At 72.6% G+C, this 21,509-nt stretch carries 13 protein-coding genes; 5 read left to right on the top strand and 8 right to left on the bottom strand.

Going from position 1 to position 21,509, the window contains the following annotated elements; all coding sequences use genetic code 11:
* On the bottom strand, positions 1-334 hold a 334-nt coding region (locus AE652_RS00410; protein WP_234348161.1), incomplete at its 3' end, for a helix-turn-helix transcriptional regulator.
* Between the two features lie 287 nt (positions 335-621).
* On the opposite strand from AE652_RS00410, the gene AE652_RS00405 reads away from it, so the two are divergent.
* The gene (locus tag AE652_RS00405; protein WP_234348159.1) at positions 622-1,887 is read left to right on the top strand and encodes an Ig-like domain-containing protein; all 1,266 of its coding nucleotides are present in this window, start codon (positions 622-624) and stop codon (positions 1,885-1,887) included.
* A gap of 157 nt (positions 1,888-2,044) precedes the next feature.
* Here the strand turns inward: AE652_RS00405 and AE652_RS00400 are convergent, their stop codons facing one another.
* The 4 genes from AE652_RS00400 to AE652_RS00385 all read right to left on the bottom strand — a co-directional run bounded on the left by AE652_RS00400 (position 2,045) and on the right by AE652_RS00385 (position 5,802).
* Positions 2,045-2,719, bottom strand: coding sequence for a response regulator transcription factor (locus AE652_RS00400; RefSeq protein ID WP_049649020.1), 675 nt, complete (start codon positions 2,717-2,719; stop codon positions 2,045-2,047).
* Between the two features lie 180 nt (positions 2,720-2,899).
* Positions 2,900-3,652: an ABC transporter permease gene (locus AE652_RS00395; RefSeq protein WP_063780012.1), complete on the bottom strand. Its 753-nt coding sequence runs from the start codon at positions 3,650-3,652 to the stop codon at positions 2,900-2,902.
* A complete protein-coding gene (locus AE652_RS00390; protein ID WP_049649023.1) occupies positions 3,645-4,547 on the bottom strand; it encodes an ABC transporter ATP-binding protein in 903 nt (300 codons plus the stop codon). Before AE652_RS00390 ends, AE652_RS00395 begins: the two co-directional genes overlap by 8 nt.
* 121 nt (positions 4,548-4,668) lie before the next feature.
* Positions 4,669-5,802, bottom strand: coding sequence for a sensor histidine kinase (locus AE652_RS00385; RefSeq protein ID WP_063780011.1), 1,134 nt, complete (start codon positions 5,800-5,802; stop codon positions 4,669-4,671).
* A 539-nt stretch (positions 5,803-6,341) separates the two neighbouring features.
* On the opposite strand from AE652_RS00385, the gene AE652_RS00380 reads away from it, so the two are divergent.
* The 4 genes from AE652_RS00380 (at position 6,342) to AE652_RS00365 (ending at position 11,696) form a co-directional block, all read left to right on the top strand.
* On the top strand, positions 6,342-7,028 hold the full coding sequence (locus tag AE652_RS00380) for a response regulator transcription factor (RefSeq protein ID WP_049649017.1): 687 nt from the start codon (positions 6,342-6,344) through the stop codon (positions 7,026-7,028).
* 174 nt (positions 7,029-7,202) lie between these two features.
* Positions 7,203-7,949 carry a thioesterase II family protein gene (locus tag AE652_RS00375; protein WP_049649016.1) on the top strand — a complete coding sequence of 249 codons (747 nt, stop codon included), beginning with the start codon at positions 7,203-7,205 and terminating at the stop codon, positions 7,947-7,949.
* Positions 7,940-8,764, top strand: coding sequence for an SDR family oxidoreductase (locus tag AE652_RS00370; RefSeq protein ID WP_049649015.1), 825 nt, complete (start codon positions 7,940-7,942; stop codon positions 8,762-8,764). The genes AE652_RS00375 and AE652_RS00370 overlap by 10 nt, the downstream gene beginning before the upstream one ends.
* 37 nt (positions 8,765-8,801) lie before the next feature.
* Positions 8,802-11,696 (top strand): amino acid adenylation domain-containing protein, encoded by a 2,895-nt coding sequence (locus AE652_RS00365; RefSeq protein ID WP_107086320.1) that lies wholly within the window; start codon positions 8,802-8,804, stop codon positions 11,694-11,696.
* A gap of 27 nt (positions 11,697-11,723) precedes the next feature.
* Here AE652_RS00365 and AE652_RS00360 read toward each other — a convergent pair whose 3' ends face one another.
* The 3 genes from AE652_RS00360 to AE652_RS00350 form a co-directional block, all read right to left on the bottom strand.
* Entirely contained in the window at positions 11,724-12,089 is a 366-nt protein-coding gene (locus AE652_RS00360; protein WP_049649014.1) for a nuclear transport factor 2 family protein, read from the bottom strand.
* Entirely contained in the window at positions 12,086-12,295 is a 210-nt protein-coding gene (locus tag AE652_RS00355; protein ID WP_049649013.1) for an MbtH family protein, read from the bottom strand. The genes AE652_RS00360 and AE652_RS00355 overlap by 4 nt, the downstream gene beginning before the upstream one ends.
* Before the next feature lie 185 nt (positions 12,296-12,480).
* Complete coding sequence (locus AE652_RS00350; RefSeq protein WP_159028298.1) at positions 12,481-21,492, bottom strand: amino acid adenylation domain-containing protein; 9,012 nt, start codon at positions 21,490-21,492, stop codon at positions 12,481-12,483.
* Positions 21,493-21,509: the final 17 nt, after the last annotated feature.

The following is a 21,509-nucleotide window of genomic DNA, read 5'->3' as shown; positions in this document are numbered from 1 at the left end:
CCGGGGCCGCCGCCGGTGCCGGGGTCGCGGGCGGTACCGGGGTCGCGGGCGGTGCGGGTGCCACCGGCTCAGGGGCGGCGGTCGGCCTGTTCCCACGCGTCGCACGGACGACGACCCACAACCGGTACAGCTCGACACGTTCCTGCGGCGTCGCCTCGCACACCCGCGAGAAGTGGTCCAGCGGGGCGAACTCCGTCGGCATCACATCACCGTTGCAGTAGCGGTGCAGGGCCGACGTGCTCAGGTGCAGCCGCTTCGCCAGCGCTCCGTAACTGAGCCCCGACCGGCTCTTCAGCTCCTGCAGCAGCCGGGCGACCTCGTCCGTCTCCCTCAACTTCCCGATTCCCTTCGGCACTGTTCCTTCACCCGCCCCCGGCAGTCGGGCTCGGCACCGTCACGTCCCCCGCCCCCGCCCCCGACGGCTGTGGCGCGGGCTCCGGCAGACAAGCACGCGGCACGCCGTCCCACGGTTCCGCCATCCCGCGAACGCGTCCCAGGAAGCTTACGTCTTCCCAGCTCAGAGCAGGTACGGGCGTCCCCGGGTCCCTGATCACCGGCTCACCGTTGTGGCCGGGACGAGCGGGCGGACAAGCTGGCGACCAACACCGAGAAGGAGCACCTGTGAGCACTGTTCGGGCGGCCCGTTCCGCCATACGCACCACCGACCGTTTCAACCGCGGCGCGGTGGCACTGACGATGGGCGGGGTCCTGCTGATGACCGCGGCCTGCGGTGACGAGCAGGGCAAGGGCGGTGAAGCGGCCGGCCCGGCGGGCGCCTCCGCCACCGCCGCCCCCGGCGCCACCGGGGACGGGAACGCGAACACGACCACCTCGAAGACGTCCGCCGCCGTGCTGGACGTCGAGCCGAAGGACGGCGCCCGCGGCGTCGCGCCGAACGCCCTGCGGGTGTCCGTCTCCAAGGGCAGGCTCACCACCGTCGACGTGACCGACAAGGACGGCAAGCCCGTCCAGGGCTCGATCACCCCGGACGGCACCGGCTGGAAGCCCGCCGCCGCGCTCACCCCCGGCACGGCGTACACGGTGAACGCCCAGGCCGCGGACGCCGACGGCCTGGTGGCCGCGTCCACCTCCGCCTTCACCACGCTCACGCCCGAGAAGCAGGTGTCCACCAACGACAACATCGGCGACGGCCAGACGTACGGCGTGGGCATGATCGTCAAGGTGGACTTCAGCACGAAGGTCGTGAACAAGGACGCCGTCGCCAAGGCGATCACCTTCGAGACGGACAACGGCACCGAGGTGAAGGGGCACTGGTTCGACGACAATCGGCTGGACTTCCGCCCGGCCGACTACTGGAAGCCGGGCACCAGGGTGACCATCCACTACCGGCTGAAGAACGTCGAGGTCGCCCCGGGCGTGTGGGGCGACGTCGACAAGGACGAGCCGTTCAGTATCGGCCGCTCCCAGGTCTCCACCGCGGACGCCGCCACGCACCAGATGACGGTCGTCCGGGACGGCAAGAGCACCACCGTGCCCGCCACGCTCGGCGACGCGAAGCACCCGTCGTGGGGCGGCACCATGGTGATCATGTCCAAGGAGAAGGTCACCCACATGAACTCCCAGACCGTCGGCCTCGGCAACGAGTACGACATCCCCGCCGTCCCGCACGCGATGCGGCTGACCAGGAGCGGCACCTACCTCCACGGCAACTACTGGTACGAGGGCGACCCCTTCGGCAAGGCGAACACCAGCCACGGCTGCGTCGCGCTCAAGGACACCGAGGGCGGCAGCGACACCTCCAGCGCGGGGGCGTTCTTCAACAGCTCGCTGATCGGCGACGTCGTCACGATCGTGAACACCAAGGAGAAGACCGTCGCCCCCGACAACGGCCTGGGCGGCTGGAACCTCCCCTGGGCGAACTGGTAACCCCCACCCGCCCCGGCCGGCTCCAGAAGCCGACGGACTGCCACCGACCGCGACAGCGACAGCGGATCCGCCGTGCAAGAGGCCCCCGGGCCCCTCCTCACCACGGCGGCTCCGCCACGCCTGGGCGCGGCCTCGGGCAGGCGTCAGGCGTCAGGCGTCAGGCGGGCATGCCCGGCTCGGCGAGACCGCTCTCGTAGGCGATGATGACCAGTTGGGCCCGGTCCCGGACGTTCAGCTTGGCCAGAAGGCTGCTCACATGCGTCTTCACGGTGGGCAGGCTGATCACCAGCCGCTGGGCGATCTCGGCGTTCGACAGCCCGTTCGCGATCAGCACGAGCACCTCCTGCTCCCGCCTGGTGAGCCCGACGAGCCGCGGAGCCGGCCGCGCCGTCGGCCGGGTGCGGGAGACGGTCTCGATCAGGCGGCGTGTGACCGTGGGCGCCAGGACGGCCTCGCCGGTGGCGATGACGCGAATGCCGGCGACCAGGTCCGAGGGCGAGGCGTCCTTCAGCATGAATCCGCTCGCGCCCGCCTGGAGGGCCGGGTAGACGTACTCGTCCATGTCGAACATCGTCAGGGCCAGCACCCGTACGCCGGCCATGGTCTCGTCGGAGCAGATCTCCCGGGTGGCCGCGATGCCGTCCATGACGGGCATCCGCAGGTCCATCAGGACGACGTCGGGCCTGAGCTCCCGGGCGAGTTCCACCGCCCGGGCGCCGTCACCGGCCTCGCCGACGGTCTCCATCCCCGGTGTCGAGTCGACGAGGACGCGGAAGCTCCCGCGCAACAGCGCCTGATCGTCCGCGATCAGCACCCGGACCGCCTCGGCCATCCCGCATTCCCCGCAAACTGCTCATCGAGCCCTCGAAGTCCGCGATTCTAGCAGCAGCGCCTGTTCCGTCCCCTCAACTGCCTTTGGACATAAGCCCTGTTGAGGGCGGTCGGCCGGGGCCGGAGCACCCCGGCCGGCCGCGCCCGTCACGCGACGTCGAGCCCCTCCCCGCCCGTCCCGTCAACCGTCCCAACGCCGGTGGCGCAGCCAGCCGGCCGCCAGTGCCACGACGGTCCACGCGAGGAGGACGGCGAACCCGGTGAGCGCGTCGTCCGAGCCGACCGTGAGCATCCGCATGCCGGCCCGGTCGGGGAGGTACCGGACCATCTCCTTGGTCGCGCCGATGGTGGACAGGATCTGGGAGCCGGCGAGCACCATCGGGAGCAGGACGGCCAGCGGGACGACGGCGCCGCGGGCCGTCGAGGCCACGCCCGCCGCGAACAGGCTCATCATCGTCAGATAGACCACGGCGCCGGCGAGGGCGCGGGGGACACCACTCGTGTCGATGCCGGCGCCGTGGGGACCGAGGGCGAACTGCGTGAGCAGGTAGCCGAGGACGGTGACGGGGATCGCGACGGCCACCGCGGCGGCGGCGGTGACGGCCGCCTTCGCCAGGTAGAGCCGCCCGCGCCGGGGCACGGCGAGCAGCGAGACCCGCATCATGCCGGACGAGTACTCGCTCGAGACGAGGAGCACGGCGAACACGATCAGCGCCAGCTGGCCGTAGAGGACTCCGTCCATGCCGGTCTGCTCGGGGGTGAAGTCGGAGCGGAGCAGGGGGTTGTCGGACTCGATCGCCTTCCTCGCGGACCAGCCGCCCAGGGCGGAGAGGAAGAGGCTGGCGGGGGCGAACAGCAGCAGCGCGACGAACGTGCCGCGGACGCCGCGCAGTTTGGTGAACTCGGCCCGCATGGCCGCGGCCGTCTCAGACACGGGTGCTGCTCCCTTCGGGGCCGGTGAGCTTGAGGAAGGTGTCCTCGAGCGATCCCGTGTGGGTGCTCAGCTCTTCGAGCGGGAGGTCGCCCGCCGCGGCCAGCCGGTTGATCTCGGCCGCCGTCATGCCGTCGACCTCCAGGCTGCCGTCGTGCGCGAGGCTCAGCGAGGCGCCGTTCCGTTCCAGTTCCCGGTGCAGGCGCAGGGGTTCGGAGGTCCGCACCCGCACGTAGGTCCGTGCGTGGCGCCGGATGAACTCCTCCGTGCCGGTCTGGGTAAGCAGTCGTCCGCGGCCGATGACGACCAGGTCGTCCGCGACCACGGACATCTCGGCCATCAGGTGGCTGGAGACGAGGACGGTCCGGCCCTCGGCGGCCATCGAGCGCAGCAGGTCGCGCAGCCATCGGATGCCCTCGGCGTCCAGGCCGTTGACCGGCTCGTCGAGCACCAGGACGGGCGGGTCGCCGAGCAGGGCCGCGGCCAGGCCGAGCCGCTGTCCCATGCCGAGGGAGAACGTGCCGACCCGCCGCCGGGCCGCTCCGGTCAGGCCGACCGCCTCCAGGACCTCCGCGACCCGTCGCCGGTCGATCCGGTTGCTCTGCGCGATCCAGCGCAGATGGTCGGCGGCGGTCAGGCTGCGGTGCGCGACCGCCGTCTCCAGCAGGGCGCCGACCTGCCGGGCGGGGTACGTCAGTTCGTGATAGGGGCGGCCGCCGATGAGGGCGGTTCCGGCATCCGGGCGGGTGAGGCCGAGGATCATGCGCATCGTCGTGGACTTCCCGGCCCCGTTGGGGCCCAGGAATCCGGTGACGGCGCCCGGCCGCACCGTGAAGGTGAGGCCTGCCACGACGGTGGTCTCCCCGTACCGCTTGGTCAGGTTCTGGACTTCGATCACGGGACGAGTCTCGTCGGGCGGGCCGGCCGGCCGCATCGGTCCGGGGTCGGGATTCCGCGGCGGCCCGCGCGGGCCGAACCCATACCTGCGGATGAGTCCGGCACCCGGGAACGGGTCGGGCTCAGTACGGCAGTGTCACCACGATCCGAAAGCCGCCGCCCGGCCGCGGCCCGGCGCCAAAGGTGCCGCTGTGCGCGGCGACCCGCTCCTTCATCCCGACCAGGCCCATCCCCCCGACGGGCACGGTGGGCCGGTGCCCGGGCCCGGGGCCCTCGTCGGTGATGTCGATCGTCAACGTGCCCTGGACGGCCGCGATCCGGACCCGGCAGCGGGTGGGCGCGGCATGCTTGACGACGTTGGTCAGGGCCTCCTGGACGATCCGGAACACGGACAGCGCGACACCGTTCGGGGGCTCCTCCTCGTACTCGCTCCGCAGGTCGACGCGGACTCCGGCGGCCTCGGCCGTGCGCACCAGGGCCGGCAGGTCCGTCAGCCCCTGGACCGGCCGCAGGTCGCCGGCGCCGCCGTCCTGCTCGCGGCGCAGCACCTTGAGGGTGGCCCGCATGTCACGCAGCGCCCGGCGGCTGATGTCCTCGATCACCGCCAGGGCTTCCCGCGCCTCCTCGGGGCGGGTGGCGGCCACGTGGTTGGCGACGCTCGCCTTGATCGCGATCACGCCCACGCTGTGGGTGACGACGTCGTGGATGTCACGGGCGATGCGCAGGCGTTCCTCGGCCTTCGCCTGCTCGGCCGCGTGCTCGATGGCGCGCCGCAGGCTCTCCCGCCGTTCCCTGACCGCGGCCCCCGTCGCCCAGGTGGCGCCGAGGACGAGCACTCCGAGCACGACCTGTACGGCCCTGCTCCCGCCCTGGTACCCCTGCCCTCCCGACACCGTCATCAGGACCGCGCCGGCCGTGCACAGCCCGGCGACGAGGGCCACGGAAAGCCCCGGTCGCCCCCTCCTGGTGGTGGCCACCAGGTACAGGGCGTAGGCGGCGGCGAGGAAGGGGGTCGGCCCGACCCCGGCGACCAGCGCCACCCAGGCGGCGGTGAACGCGACCGCGAACACCGGGACCGGCCACAGCCTCCGTACGACCAGCGGCAGCGCGGTGCCCAGGGACAGCAGCCACACGGCGGTGGCGCTCACCTCGCCGCCGTCGGCCGGACGCAGCACCGACACCTGCGGGAGGATCACGAACCCGAGCGCGGCCAGCACGTCCAGTGTGATCAGGCGCCGACGAGGAGCATTACCCATGTGCCGAACGTAGGGGGCCGGTTCGAGGCGCGTCCAGTACGGGCGTGGATCAAGGTCGGCGTGTACCGCAATTCGCCCTGCGGGTGTACTGTCGCCCGCCGGCGACCAGGCCCATTGGTCCACACCATATGCCTGTCGACAATGCCCCCCCTGTCTCTGGATAAACATCCGTTCCTCGGGAAACAGTCGTCACCTCCCCGTTTCGGCCACCGTCCGCCGCGCCCGCACGGTGCCCGGCGCGGAGGGAGGGCAACCGGTGACGGGGCCGCGCCGGGCCCGTGGCCCCAGGGACTCCGGGCTCACCCGCGAGCCCAGGGGACCGCCGGCGTCCCCGCGCCACACCCGTCCGGCGAAGACATACCGGATGACCGGATAGTCACTCATCAAGCGGAACGATCCCTTGCAGTTAAGAGCGGAACTTGCGTTTCGATCATTCGTCTACCCATACTCGCTGGAGCACCGGACCGGCCTTTCTCCTGCAAAGAATGACGCACCGAAGAAAAACGAGCCGTACGACGTGCCAAACGGGGGACGTACAAATGGAGATCAACCTGTTCATCATCAGCGACAATCCGGTTTCACTCGCCGGACTGGAGACAATCATCGAACAGGATGGCAGATTCACACTCGTCGGCCGGGCCGTGGGCGTCCTCGACGGCATGCGATGTCTCGAGAACACCGAATTACAGCCGCACGTGGTCATCCTGGGCGAGCCGTCCTCGAAGAGGTCCATCTACGAGAACGCCCAGCAGATCGTCTCGACATTCCGCCGCCACAAGACCAGGCCCAAAATGATGGTGGTGTCGCAGAACGACGACGACGACGCCGTCTTCACCGCCCTGCGCGTCGGGGTCAGCGGATACCTCTCGCACATGAGGTCCTCCGAGGAACTCCTCCACTCCATCGAGATCGTGGCCAAGGGGGGCGCCGTCTTCAGCCGGACCATCGCCTCCCGGCTCAGCCAGCATTTCTCCACCGTGCGGATCCTGCCGGAGACGACCGGGCTGTCCGAACTGACCAGCAGGGAACTCGAGATCCTGGAACTGGTCGCCGGCGGACTGAGCAACCACCAGATCGCCCGTCGGATCTTCCTGGCGGAAAAGACCGTACGCAATTACGTCTCGCGGATCTTCGCGAAACTGGAGGTGCACGACCGGGCCTCCGCCGCCGTGCTGGCCCGCGACGCCGGTCTCGGAAAGGAGACACGGGAAGTCCGCACCGCGTAGCACGAGTTCACCTCAGGCGTGGCATGACATAGCTCTGCCGAACGCGCCTGACCCGCAGGAAGAAGCTCCGGTTGGAGCGGGTGGCCGACGTCGGCCCCGCCGAGCCGGGGCTTCGGCGTGCCATGCCCGAAATCAGCATTCCGGCCCCATCGGAACACAAGGAGTGAACGAGTCGTGTCCCCCACCGAGTTGCCCCTCGTCTGCCTTCCCTTCGCGGGCAGCGGAGCCGGGTTCTACCGCGCCTGGAACGTCGCACCGCCCGGCCTCAAGGTCGTACCCCTCCAACTTCCCGGCCGCGAGGAGCTGTTCCTGGAGGAGCCGTTCACCGACGCGTCGGAGGCCGCCGCCGTCCTCGCCCCGCGAATACTGGAACTCGTGGGCGGCGAGGCGCCGTTCGCGCTGTTCGGCCACAGCCTGGGTGCCGTCCTCGCGTACGAGCTGGCCCGCGAGCTGGGCGGACGCTCCGGACTCCGCCACCTCTTCGTGAGCGGATCCCCCGGCCCCGGCAGCGGGCGCGAGCGGCGGGCGACCGGGCTGGACGACGAGGAGTTCCTGGCCCGCGTCGGCGAGTTCGCCGGCTACCGGCACGCGGCCTTCGACGACCCCGACCTGCGGGAGCTGCTCCTGCCCCTGCTGCGCGCCGACGTGGCGATGCACGAGGACTACGTCCCCGCCTCCGACACCCCGCTGCCGCTCCCGGTCACCTCGCTGCGCGGCGCCGACGACGGGCTCGTCTCCCGGACGCAGGCCGAGGAGTGGCGGAGCACCACCGGGGCGTCCTTCGACTACCGGGAACTGCCCGGCAGTCACATGTACCTGGTCGACTCCCCGGAGGTGCTGCTGACCACGGTCGCGCAGGTACTCTCCGACGGCGGCTCCGCCCCGGCCGACGCCGACCGCGGAGGGTCGCCGTGCAGCTGAAGGGCAAGACGGCCGTGATCACGGGGGCGGCGCGCGGGCTCGGCCGCGCCTGTGCCGTCCGCTTCGCGGCGGAGGGCGCCGACCTGCTGCTGCTCGACATCGCCGACGACCTCCCCGGCGTGGGCTACCCCATGGGCTCGGCCGCCCAGCTCGCGCACACGGCCGACCTGTGCGCGCGGCACGGCGTCACGGTGCTCCCGGCCCACTGCGACGTGCGCGACCTCCGAAGGGTCACCTCGGTCGTGGCGGAGTGCCTCGACCGGTTCGGACGGCTGGACGTCCTGGTCAACGGCGCGGGGATCGCCGCGCCCTCCGGCCGCAGGGTCCACGAGATCACCGAGGACGAGTGGTCGCTCATGCTGGACGTCGACCTGTCGGGCGCCTGGCGGATGACCAAGGCCGTGGTCCCGGCGATGATCGAGCAACGCTCGGGAAGCATCATCAACATCGCCTCGACGGCCGGTCTCGTGGGCTACCGGCACTTCGCCGGCTACGTCGCCGCCAAGCACGGCATGATCGGCCTGACCAAGGCGGCGGCACTGGACTACGCGCCGCACCGCGTCCGGGTGAACGCGCTCTGCCCCGGCTCCGTCCGGGACGACCCGCTGGTCGAGGGCCGGATGCTCTCCGAGATAGCGCGCTCGCTCGACGTCCGCGTCGACGAACACGAGGAGGTGTTCGTCCAGGCCCAGCCGATGAACGCCCTCATCGAGCCCCCGGACGTCGCCGGTGCGGCCCTCTGGCTGGCGGGCGACGACTCGCGCCAGGTGACCGGCAGTGTGCTCACGGTCGACGGCGGCTTCAGCGCCCGGTGACCGTGCCCGCCCGCCCCCCTTCGGAGAGGGAGATCTGATGACCGTACGCACTCCTGCCTGCCACAGCCTGGTGGTACGCGCCCGGTACCCGGTCGACCGGGAACAGAGCCGGACGTTGTTCGAACAAGAGAGCAGGGAACGGCCGGAGCCGGCGGGGTCGAGGCTGTGGACCCTGCCACTCGCGGTGGACTCCTCGACCGGCCCCGGGCACGCCCGCGTCCGCCAGGAGGCCGAGCGGCCCCTGCACCCCTGCGGACCCCCGTTGCGCGCCGTGCTCGTGGAGTACGCCGACGGGGTCGTCGACGCGGTCCTGGTGGCGCGGCGTTCGGTGCCCTACGGCGTCCTCGTACGGCTGGCGGCGCTCCTCCTGGACGGTGAGCCCCTCGACGGCGACCCGCTGCCCTCCCTCGACACACCGGACGCGCAGGACGCGCAAGACGGGTCGGACGGGGACACCACGCCGCTCACGGTGCCCTGGGGCCTGGGGGACCGCCAGGCGCCGGACCCCACCGCCGCCGGGACGGTCCCGCTGACGGACCGTCCGGAGTGGCCCGGGGAGGAGCCGCTGGTGGCCGCGGCGGCGCTGGCGCTGGCGCGCTACCAGGGCGGGCCGGAGGCGCGCATCGCGGTGTTCGACCGCGCGTTCCGGATGGGCGGTCCCGCGGTGCGCTCCGTCCGGGTCGACGCGGACGGCACGGTCGCGGACCTCCTCGCGGCCGGCACCGGCACTCCGCTGCCCGGCGCTGCGGTCGCGAGCGTGGGCGTGGTCCTCGGTGACGCCGCCTCCGGGACGTCCTACACCCCGTTCCCGGGTTCCGGGTTCTCCCTGCTCCTCCATCTGGAACGGCAGCCCGACGGCACCTGCGCCGTCCGCCTCCACCACGATCCGCGCACGGTGGCCCCGTTGACCGCGGAGTGGTTCGGACGGAGCGTCCTGCACCTGGCCCAGCGGCTGCGCACCCTGCCCGGGACGACTCCGACGGCGCGGCTGGGCCTGCTGGACCACGCCGCGGCCGAGGCCGTGACCCGGCTGGGCGGCTTCCGTCCCGCGGCCGACCCCTGCGAGCCCGCGCCCGCCGGGCCCGGGCCGGAGCGGCGGACGCCGCCGGAGACCATCGACGGGCGGATCGCGGAGCTGGCCCGGCAGCGGCCGGACGCCGTCGCGGTGACCGACGACGAGAGCAGTCTGACGTACGGCCAGCTGGACGACCGGGCGGAGCGGGTAGCCGCCGGGCTGCGCGCCCTCGGGGTGGGCGGCGCACGGGTGGGGGTGTGCCTGGAGCGGGACACCACGCTCGTCGCCACCCTGCTGGGCGTGCTGAAGGCGGGCTGCGCCTACGTCCCGATGGACGCCCGGTACCCCGAGGAGCGGCTGCGCTACACCGCGACCGACGCCCGTGTGCCGGTCGTCATCGGGGACCCGGCGCGCTTCCCCCGGATCGAGGGGGTGACCGTGGTCTCGCCCCAGGAACTGACGGACGCGCAGGAACCCCTGGAGACCGGGAAGACCGGCAACACCGACACGGCCGCCTACGTCATCTACACCTCGGGATCCACCGGCCGCCCCAAGGGGGTCGTGGTCCCCCACCGCAACGTGCTGGCCCTGGTCGGTGCCACGTCCGCGGACCTCGGGCTCGGACCGGACGACGTGTGGACGTTCTTCCACTCCAGCGCCTTCGACTTCTCCGTGTGGGAGATCTGGGGCTGCCTGCTCACCGGGGGCCGGCTGGTCGTCGTACCGCACTGGGCGGCCCGTGACCCGGACGAGTTCCACGAGCTGCTGGCCCGGCGGCGGGTGACCGTCCTCAGCCAGACCCCGTCCGCGTTCTCCCAGCTCATCGAGGCCGACACCCGGTCGGCCCCGGGCGCCGCACCGCTCGCCCTGCGGCTGGTCGTCTTCGGCGGCGAACCGCTGAACACGGCGATGCTGGGGCGGTGGTTCGCCCGTCACTCCCCCGCCCGGTGCCGGCTGGTCAACATGTACGGCATCACGGAGACGACCGTCCACGTCACCGCGCAGGAGGTGACCCCGCGCGAGGTCCTGGAGCGGTCCCGGTCCGTGGGCCGGGCGCTGCCCGGCTGGTGGGTGTCGGTCCGGGACGAGCACGGCCACGTCCTGCCGCCGGGGCCCGCCGGTGAGATCTACGTGGGTGGTGCCGGGGTGGCCGACGGCTATCTCGGCCGTCCCGAGCTGACGGCGGACCGTTTCGTCGACGACCCGGTGACCGGGGAGCGGGTGTACCGCAGCGGCGACCGGGGCCGGCTGAGGCCGGACGGCCGGCTAGACCACCTCGGCCGGCTGGACAACCAGGTGAAGGTGCGGGGCCACCGGATCGAGCTGGACGAGATCACCTCCGTCCTGGCCTCGGACCCCGGGGTCGCCGACGCGGCGGTCGTCTTCCGGGAGGGCGAGGCGGGGGACCCGGCCGGCGCCCGCATCGACGCCTACGTGGTGCTCCGGGACGGCGGTTCGGTGGACCAGGTCTGGCGGACGGCCCGGCGCGTGCTGCCGGACCACATGCTGCCGGCCGGCCTCACCGGGGTGTCCGGCATCCCGCTGACCCTCAACGGCAAGCCGGACCTCTCCCGGCTCCCGGCCCCGTCCACCGGCCCCACCCCGGCCCCGGCTCCGACCGCGGCACCGGCACCGGCACCGGTCACGGACCGGGACGGCGCCACGGCGGATCCGAAGGCGAAGGGCGGCGACCTCGGGACCGAGATCCTCGCCGTGTGGTCCGGTCTGCTGGGCGTCGACGTGGAACCCGACGGCAACTTCTTCGAACTCGGCGGCAACTCCCTCCTGGTGGTCCGCATGCTGTCGGACCTGCGGCAACGGGGGCTGCCCAAGGTGACGCCGCGCGAGTTCTACGGGAACTCGACGGCGCGGTCCTTCGTGGAGCTGGTCCTCGGCCGCGTCGGGGAGACCCCGTAGCCGTCCTCGCACTCAGACCAGCGGTGTTCACACCAAGGGAGCGAAGAAGTACGTGACGCGGTGGGCGAAGAGGCCGGTGCCGTCCGTCCGGAAGAAGTCGGCGAACCGCAGGCTCACCGCGTCACCCCCCTTGAGCGTTCCGGTGAAACTGCCGCGCACCGCGGCCTCCCGCCCGGACAGCAGCAGCTGGTCGACCGTGTGCCGGCCGTCGGCGATGACCCGCTCCCCCTGGTAGAAGGCGGTCAGTTCGCCCCGGCCGACCAGGGGCTGGTAGCCCGGCCGTTCGTAGGTCGCGTCGGCGGTGAAGAGTTCCACCAGCTCGTCGAAGCGGTTGGCGTCGACCAGCGCGTAGTAGCGGCGGACCGCGTCCTGGATCGGGGAGGCTCCGGTCATGACTGCATGCTCCCCGCCAGGCTGCGCGGCCGCATGTCGGTCCACTGCCGGTCGATGTACTCCAGGCAGGTGTCGCGGGTGTCCTCGGCGTGGGCGACCGCCCAGCCGCCGGGCACCGCGAGGGAGGCCGGCCACAGGGAGTGCTGCCCCTCGTCGTTGACGAGCACGAGGTAGCCGGCGTCCGGGTCCTCGAACGGGTTCGTCATGGGATGTCCTCATCTCTGCGTCTACGGAATCTCTGCGTCTACGGATCTACGGACTTCTGGAGCTGGTCTCCGGTCTCTCCCCGCGGGCCCGGGGAACCGTGGCCGCGGTTGCCCGGGCCCACGGTTCCCCGGCACTCGGGTCCCCGGCCGACGGTTCCCCGGCCCACGGTTCCCCGGCACGCCGCTCAGGAGAGCCGGCGCATCCTCTCGGCGAGGATCGGCCCGATCACCCGCAGCGCCTCCGGGCCGGCCATCGCGGCGTGGCCGCAGTCGACCGTGCGGTGGTCGAGCGGCCCGTCGATGTACGGGGCCCACATCTCCGGGGTGACCAGGTCGGACGGGTCCTTCCGGGTGGCCGCGAACACGACGGCCTCCGTCGCCACCGGCGTGTGCCGGTGGGCGGGGGTGATCCGGAGGTCGTTGGCCATGACCCGCAGGACGTCGGCGATCCGGTCCTCGGTGAAGTCGGCCACGGCCGCGTGGTGCTCACGGGCCAGCTCCGTGAACCGCGCGTGCGTGAGCGGTTCCCCGTCGCCGACGGGCACCCCGAACGCCGTCAGCAGCGTCCGGTACACCATGGACGTGTCGAGGGTCGCCTCCTCGGCGAGTTCCTCGGCGGTCCTGGGCCGCGCGGGCTGCGCGTCGAGGAGGACCAGGAACGGGACGTCGAACCCGCGCTCCCGCAGCCGGGCCGCCATGGCGTGGGCGACCACCCCGCCGAACGACCAGCCCAGCAACGGGAAGGGGCCCTCGGGACGCAGCCGGAGGAGCTCGGCGATGTAGTCGTCGGCGATCTCCTCGACGCTGCCCGGGAGGTCGTCCGGCTCGGACAGTCCGCGGGCCTGGATGCCGTAGACGGGCACCTCCGCGGGCAGGTGCCGCAGCAGTCCGGCGTACGACCAGCTCAGGCCGCCGCCCGGGTGGACGCAGAACAGCGGCACGCCCTCGGCGCGGGGCCGCAGGGGCAGGACGACACCGAAGGCGTCGGCCGAGCCGTCGTGGTCCGCGTCGAGGCGGCGGGCGAGCCCGGCCACGTCGGAGGTCTCGAACAGGGCGCGCAGCGGCAGCTCCACGCCCAGCACGTCCCGGACTCGGTCGATCAGCCGGGTGGCGAGCAGGGAGTGGCCGCCCAGGTCGAAGAACCCGTCGTCCACGCCGACCCGCTCCACCCCGAGGACCTCGGCGAACAGCCCGGCCAGCACCGCCTCCTGGGGGGAGGCGGGCCCGCGGCCGGCGGCGCCCCGGTCCGGGGCCGGCAGGGCTCGGCGGTCGAGCTTGCCGTTCGGGGTCAGCGGCAGGGCGGGCAGGGTGAGCACAACCGACGGCACCATGTACTCGGGCAGCCGCAGGCGCAGGGCGTCCCGGAGGTCGCGGCGTTCGGCGAGGTGCGGCGCGTCGGCCGGCTCGTCGGGCACCACGTAGGCGACCAGCCGCTGGTCTCCCGGCCGGTCCTCCCGTACCACCGCCACGGCGTGCGCCACGCCGGGCTGTTCCCGGAGCAGGACCTCGATCTCGCCCGGTTCGATCCGGAAGCCCCGGATCTTGACCTGCTGGTCGGCCCGGCCGGCGAACTCCAGCAGGCCGTCCCGGTTCCGGCGCACCAGGTCGCCGGTGCGGTACATGCGGGTGCCGGCCGGACCGTACGGGTCCGCCACGAAGCGCTGGGCGGTCAACCCCGGCTGCCCCAGGTACCCGCGCGCCACGCCGGCACCGGCGATGTACAGCTCGCCCACCACGCCGGGCGGCACCAGGCCGAGGCGCTCGTCGAGGACGTGCACCCGCGTGTTGGCGATCGGCGTTCCGATGGGCGTGCGCTCCGGTGCCGCCCCGGGGGCGATGCCGGCCGCCGTGGACCAGATGGTGGTCTCGGTCGGTCCGTACAGGTTGACGACCTCGGCGGCGCGGGCGGCGAGGGTCCGCGCGAGGTCGGGCGGGAGCGCCTCGCCGCCCACCAGGACCCGGAGCCCGTCGAGGCACTCGGGCTGCTCGTCGGCGAGGGCCCGCCACAGCGTGGGGGTCGCCTGCATGACGGTGGCTCCGGTGGCCCGGAGCAGACCGGCGAGCGCGGCGGGCGTGCGGGCCGTGTCACGGTCGGCGAGCACCAGCGTGGCGCCGCTGGTCAGCGGCAGGCAGAGCTCCAGCACGGAGATGTCGAACCCGACGGTCGTCACACCCAGCCAGCGGTCCCCGGTGGTCAGCGGGAAGCGCGCGGCCATGTCGGCGAGGAAGTTCGACAGCGCCCCGTGCTCCACGACCACGCCCTTGGGCGCGCCCGTGGATCCGGAGGTGTAGAGGACGTAGGCCGGGTCCGCGGCACCGGCGACCGGCGCCGGGTCGGTGTCCGGGCACAGCGCCAGGGCGGCCGCGGTGCCGGGGGCGTCGGTGACGACCGTCGCCGAGGAGGGGCGCTCCGCGAGGGCGCCCGCTCCGGCGCCCGTGGCGACGGCGTCGCTGGTGAGCAGGAGGGCGGGAGCGGCCTCGGTGAGGATGTGCGCCACCCGGGCGCTCGGGAACTCCGGGTCGACCGGCAGGTAGGCCGCGCCCGTCTTGAGGACGCCGAGGAGCGCGGCCACCAGGTCCGCCGACCGCTCGTACATCAGCGCCACCGTGTCGCCCGGTCGGACGCCCCGGGCGAGGAGCCAGTGGGCGATCCGGTTGGCCCGGGCGTTGAGCTGAGCGTAGCTGAGCCGTTCGGCCCCGGCGACCAGGGCCGTGGCCTCGGGCGTCCGGGCCGCCTGCGCGGCGAACAGCTCCGGCACGGTCGTCGCCGGCACGTCCCGGCCGGTGTCGTTCCAGCCCGACAGCAGCTGTCGCCGCTCCTCGGGCGTGAGGATGTCGACCTGGGCCACCGGCAGCTCCGGCCGCGCGGCCAGCCCCTCCAGCAACCGCACCCACCGGCCCAGGAACCCCTCGACGGTGGACCGGTCGAACAGATCGGTCGCGAACTCCGCGACCCCGCGCACCCCGCCACCCGGCTCCTCGACCAGGCTGAGGGTGAGATCGACCCGGGACACACCCGTGCCCACCGGTTCCTCCGCCACCTCCAGGCCGGGCAGTTCGAACCGCGCCTGCTCGGTGTTCTGCAAGGCCAGCATCACCTGGAACAGCGGATGCCGCGCCGCCGACCGCCGGGGGTTCAACTCCTCCACCAGGTACTCGAACGGCACATCCTGATGCGCCAACGCACCCAGACCCGCCTCACGCACCCGGCCGACCAGCTCGGCGAACGACGGATCACCCGACACGTCCGTCCGCAACACCAACGTGTTCACGAAGAACCCGACCAGATCGTCCAGGGACCCGTCGGAGCGACCGGCCACCGGAGAGCCGATGGGGACGTCCTCCCCCGCACCCAGGCGGGACAGCAACACGGCGAGACCCGCCTGCAACACCATGAACAACGTCGCGTTCGACGACCGCGCGAGCTCGCCCAGTGCGCGGTGCAGGTCCGGGCCCAGCTCGAACGACGCCGTCCCTCCCGCGTACGAGGCCACCGCCGGCCGAGCACGGTCGGCAGGCAGGCTCACCTCCTCCGGAAGTTCCGCCAACTGGCCGCGCCAGTAGGCGATCTGGCCGTCGCGCACCTCGTCCAGGACCTCGCGCTGCCACAGCGTGTAGTCCGCGTACTGCACCGGCAGCGGCTCCCACCCCGGCGCCGCACCCTCCAACCGGGCCGTGTACGCCTCCGCCAGATCACGCGCCAGCGGCGCCAACGACCAACCGTCGCCCGCGATGTGGTGCAGCACGACGAGCAGGACGTGCTCCGACGGGCCCGAGGCGAACAACCACGCCCGGAGCGGGATCTCCGCCGCCAGGTCGAAGGCGTACCGGGCGGCCTCGGCCATCGCGTCGCGCAGTCCGCCGGCGTCGACCTCCACCGTCACCAGCGGGACCGGCGCCTCGGTCAGCACCCGCTGGCACGATTCGCCGTCCACCTCCGCGAACACCGTCCGCAGCGACTCGTGCCGGCCCACCACGTCGTCCAACGCGGCCGCCAGCGCACCACGGTCCAACGCGCCCGACAACCGCAGCCCCAAGGGCATGTTGTACGTCGCCGACGGACCCTCCAAGCGGTGCAGGAACCACAGCCGCTGCTGCGCGAACGACAGCGGCAACCGCTCCGGCCGCTCCCCCGCCACCAGCTCCGGCCGCACCACACCGCCGGAAGACAGCCGCTCCGCCAGCCCGGCCACCGTCGACGACTCGAACACCGCACGCAACGGCAGCTCCACACCCAGCACCGACCGCACCCGGCTCACCAGCCGGGCCGCCATCAACGAGTGACCGCCCAGACCGAAGAACCCGTCGTCGATCCCGACCCGGTCGACCCCCAGCACCTCCGCGAACAGGCCGCAGAGGATCTCCTCCTGCGGCGAGCGCGTCGTCCGCACCGACCGCGGCGCGTGGTCGGGGTCGGGGTCGGGCAGGGCGGCCCGGTCGAGCGCACCGTCCGCCGTCAGCGGGAGGGCGGGGACGGGCATGACCACCGCGGGCAGCCGGTGGTCCGGCAGCCGGTGCTTCAGGTCCTCGTGCAGGCGCGACACGGAGAACTGGTTCATGACGAGCGGCACCACGTAGGCCACCGACCGCGTCGCCTCGCCGTCCACCACCACGGCGGCCTCGGCGACGCCGGGCAGTGTCCGCAGGACGGCTTCGATCTCCAGGGCGGCGGCCAACGGGTCCGCGGGGCCGACGAGTTCCAGGTGCCCGTCGTCGGTCCGGCGGCGGGCCAGGTCGCCCGTGCGGTACATCCGCGCGTCCGGCGTGCCGAACGGGTCCGGCACCCAGCGCTCCGGGTCGCTGCCGGCCAGGTCGCTCTCCGCGCCCCTGGCGTACAGCTCGCCCACGACACCCCGTGGCACGAGTCGGAGGTTCCGGTCCAGGACGTAGTCCAGCCGCGACAGTTCGCGGTGTTCGTCGGGGGTGAGGATGTCGGCCTGGCCGACCGGCAGCTCCGGCCGCGCGGTCAACGCCTCCAGCAAGCGCACCCACCGGTCGAGGAGCACCTCGACGGTGGACCGGTCGAACAGGTCCGTCGCGAACTCCGCGACACCCCGCATCCCGCCGCCGGGCTCCTCGGCGAGGCTGAGCGTGAGATCGACCCGGGACACACCCGTGCCCACCGGCTCCTCCGCCACCTCCAGACCCGGCAGTTCGAACCGGGCCTGCTCGGTGTTCTGCAACGCCAGCATCACCTGGAACAGCGGATGCCGCGCCGCCGACCGCCGGGGGTTCAACTCCTCCACCAGGTACTCGAACGGCACATCCTGATGCGCCAGCGCACCCAGACCGGCCTCACGCACCCGGCCCACCAGCTCGGCGAACGACGGATCACCCGACACGTCCGTCCGCAACACCAACGTGTTCACGAAGAACCCGACCAGATCGTCCAGCGCCTCGTCCGAACGCCCCGCCACCGGCGAACCGATGGGGACGTCCTCCCCCGCACCCAACCGGGACAACAGCACGGCCAACGCCGCCTGGAGCACCATGAACACCGTGGCGCCATGGGCACGCGCCACCTCGCCGACGGCACGGTGCAGAGCCGGATCGAGGACGAAGGACGTCATGTCGCCGGCGTACGAGGCCACGGCCGGCCGGGCCCGGTCGGCGGGCGGGCTCACCTCCTCGGGAAGATCCGCCAACTGACCACTCCAGTAGGCGATCTGGCCGTCGAGAACGTCGTCCATGACCTCACGCTGCCACAGCGTGTAGTCCGCGTACTGCACCGGCAGCGGCTCCCACCCCGGCGCCGCACCCTCCAGCCGGGCCGCATAGGCCTCGGCCAGATCACGGGCCAGCGGCGCCATGGACCAGCCGTCGCCCGCGATGTGGTGCAGCACGACGAGCAGGACGTGCTCCGACGGACCGGTACCGAACAGCCAGGAACGGATGGGCAGTTCAGCCGCCAGGTCGAAGGCGTACCGCGCGGCCTCGTCCAACTCCCGGCGCAAAACTGCCGGTTCGACCTCGGACACCTCGAACGGCACCCGCACCCCGGTCAGCACCCGCTGGCACGGCTCGCCGTCCACCTCCGCGAACACCGTCCGCAGCGACTCGTGCCGGCCCACCACGTCATCCAACGCGGCCGCCAACGCACCCCGGTCCAACGCGCCCGACAACCGCATCGCCAACGGCATGTTGTACGTCGCCGACGGACCCTCCAACCGGTGCAGGAACCACAACCGCTGCTGCGCGAACGACAACGGCAACCGCTCCGGCCGCACCCCCGCCACCAGCTCCGGCCGCGCCACCGCAACCGAAGCCAGCCGCTCGACCAGCCCGGCCACCGTCGGCGACTCGAACACCGCACGCAACGGCAGTTCCACGCCCAGCACCGACCGCACACGACTCACCAGCCGCGTCGCCAGCAGCGAATGCCCGCCCAGGTCGAAGAAGTCGTCGTCGATCCCGACCCGGTCGGCCCCCAGCACCTCCGCGAACACCTCGCACAACGCCGCCTCACGCGCCGAACGGGGCCCCCGGCCATCCTCCGACACCGACCCGCCGAAGTCGGGCACCGGCAACGCCGCCCGGTCCACCTTCCCGCTCGGCGTCAGGGGAAGCCGGTCCAGGGGGACGACGGCCGCCGGGACCATGTGGTCCGGCAAGGCGGCCCGCAGGTGTTCCCGGAGCTGCCGGGTGTCGATCCCGGCGCCCTCCTCCCGCACCGCGTAGGCCACCAGGGTGTTCTCCCGGGCGACGACCAGGGCCTGGCGAACCGCCGGATGGGTGGTGAGAGCCGCCTCGATCTCGGCCGGCTCGATCCGGAAGCCCCGGATCTTGACCTGCTGGTCGGCCCGGCCGAGGAACTGGAGGACCCCGTCGGTCGTCCAGCGGGCGAGGTCTCCCGTGCGGTACATGCGGTCGCCGGGTGCGCCGAAGGGGTTGGCCACGAACCGCTCGGCCGTCACCCCCGGCCGCCGCAGGTAGCCGTCGGCCAACTGGACTCCGGCGATGTACAACTCGCCGGGGGCGCCGGGAGCCACCGGTCGCAGCGCCGCGTCGAGCACGTACAGGCGGGTGTTCCAGACCGGCCGGCCGATGGGTACGACCCCCGGGTCGGCGACGCTGTGCCAGGAGGTGACGTCCACCGCGGCCTCGGTCGGGCCGTAGAGGTTGTGCAGTTCCGCCTGGGGCAGCGTGTCGTGGAACCGCGCGGCCAGGTCTGCCGGGAGCGCCTCCCCGCTGCACATCACCCGAGTCAGGCCGGTGCAGCGGGCGGTGGACTCGTCGGCGAGGAACGCTTCCAGCATGGACGGCACGAAGTGGACGGTGGTGACGGCCTCCGTCTGGATCAGCCGGCTCAGGTACGCCGGGTCCCGGTGGCCTCCGGGTTCCGCGACCACGAGCGTGGCGCCGGTGACGAGCGGCCAGAAGAACTCCCAGACGGAGACGTCGAAGCTCGACGGGGTCTTCTGGAGCACCCGGTCGTCGGGGCCGAGCCCGTACTCGTCCTGCATCCACAGGAGCCGGTTGACGATGGCCCGCTGCGGGACGACAACGCCCTTGGGGCGCCCGGTGGAACCCGAGGTGTAGATCACGTAGGCGGGAAGGCCGGGGTGCTGTTCGACGGCCGGCCCGGTGGCGTCACCGCCGTCCCCGTCGAGCAGCCCGCTGATCAGGTCGAGGTCGTCGACCACGTACGCGGGCTCCGCGTCACGGCACATGAACGCGGTGCGCTCCGCCGGGTAGTCCAAGTCCAGCGGCAGGTACGCGGCACCGGCCTTGTGCGTGGCCAGGAGCACGGCGACCAGTTCGACCGACCTGGGCAGTGCCACGGCCACCGTGTCGCCCGGTCGGACGCCCTGGGCGATGAGCCAGTGGGCGATCCGGTTGGCCCGGGCGTTCAGCTGCGCGTAGGTGAGCCGTGCGGCCCCGGCGACCAGGGCCGTGGCCTCGGGCGTCCGGGCCGCCTGCGCGGCGAACAGCTCCGGCACGGTCGTCGCCGGCACGTCCCGGCCGGTGTCGTTCCAGCCCGACAGCAGCTGGTGCCGCTCCTCGGGCGTGAGGATGTCGGCCTGGCCGACCGGCAGTTCCGGCCGCGCGGCCAGCCCCTGCAACAAGCGCACCCACCGGTCGAGGAACAGCTCGACGGTGGACCGGTCGAACAGGTCCGTCGCGAACTCGGCGATTCCCCGCATCCCACCGCCGGGCCGCTCGGCGAGGCTGAGCGTGAGGTCCATCCGGGACACGCCCGTGCCCACCGGTTCCTCCGCCACCTCCAGGCCGGGCAGTTCGAACCGCGCCTGCTCGGTGTTCTGCAAGGCCAGCATCACCTGGAACAGCGGATGCCGCGCCGCCGACCGCCGGGGGTTCAACTCCTCCACCAGGTACTCGAACGGCACATCCTGATGCGCCAGCGCACCCAGACCGGCCTCACGCACCCGGCCCACCAGCTCGGCGAACGACGGATCACCCGACACGTCCGTCCGCAGCACCAGCGTGTTCACGAAGAACCCGACCAGGTCGTCCAGGGACCCGTCGGAGCGACCGGCCACCGGAGAGCCGATGGGGACGTCCTCCCCCGCACCCAGGCGGGACAGCAACACGGCGAGACCCGCCTGCAACACCATGAACAACGTCGCGTTCGACGACCGCGCGAGCTCGCCCAGTGCGCGGTGCAGGTCCGGATCGAGGGCGAAGGTGGTCACGTCACCCGTGTACGAGGCGACTGCCGGCCGCACGCGGTCGGCGGCCAGGCTCACCTCCTGCGGGAGCTCCTCCAACTGGCCGCGCCAGTAGGCGATCTGGCCGTCGCGCACCTCGTCCAGGACCTCGCGCTGCCACAGCGTGTAGTCCGCGTACTGCACCGGCAGCGGCTCCCACCCGGGCGCCGCCCCCTCCAGCCGGGCCGTGTACGCCTCGGCCAGATCACGGGCCAGCGGCGCCATGGACCAGCCGTCGCCCGCGATGTGGTGCAGCACGACGAGCAGGACGTGCTCCGACGGACCGGTACTGAACAGCCAGGACCGAATGGGCAGTTCAGTCGAAAGGTCGAAGGCGTACCGCGCGGCCTCGTCCAACTCCCGGCGCAAGACTGCCGGTTCGACCTCGCACACCTCGAACGCCGCCCGGACCCCGGTCAGCACCCGCTGGCACGGCTCGCCGTCCACCTCCGCGAACACCGTCCGCAGCGACTCGTGCCGGCCCACCACGTCATCCAACGCGGCCGCCAACGCACCCCGATCCAGCACACCGGACAGCCGCATGG

Source organism: Kitasatospora sp. MY 5-36 (assembly GCF_001182915.1).
Lineage (GTDB): Bacteria > Actinomycetota > Actinomycetes > Streptomycetales > Streptomycetaceae > Kitasatospora.
This window is presented reverse-complemented; position numbering and strand designations above follow the sequence as displayed.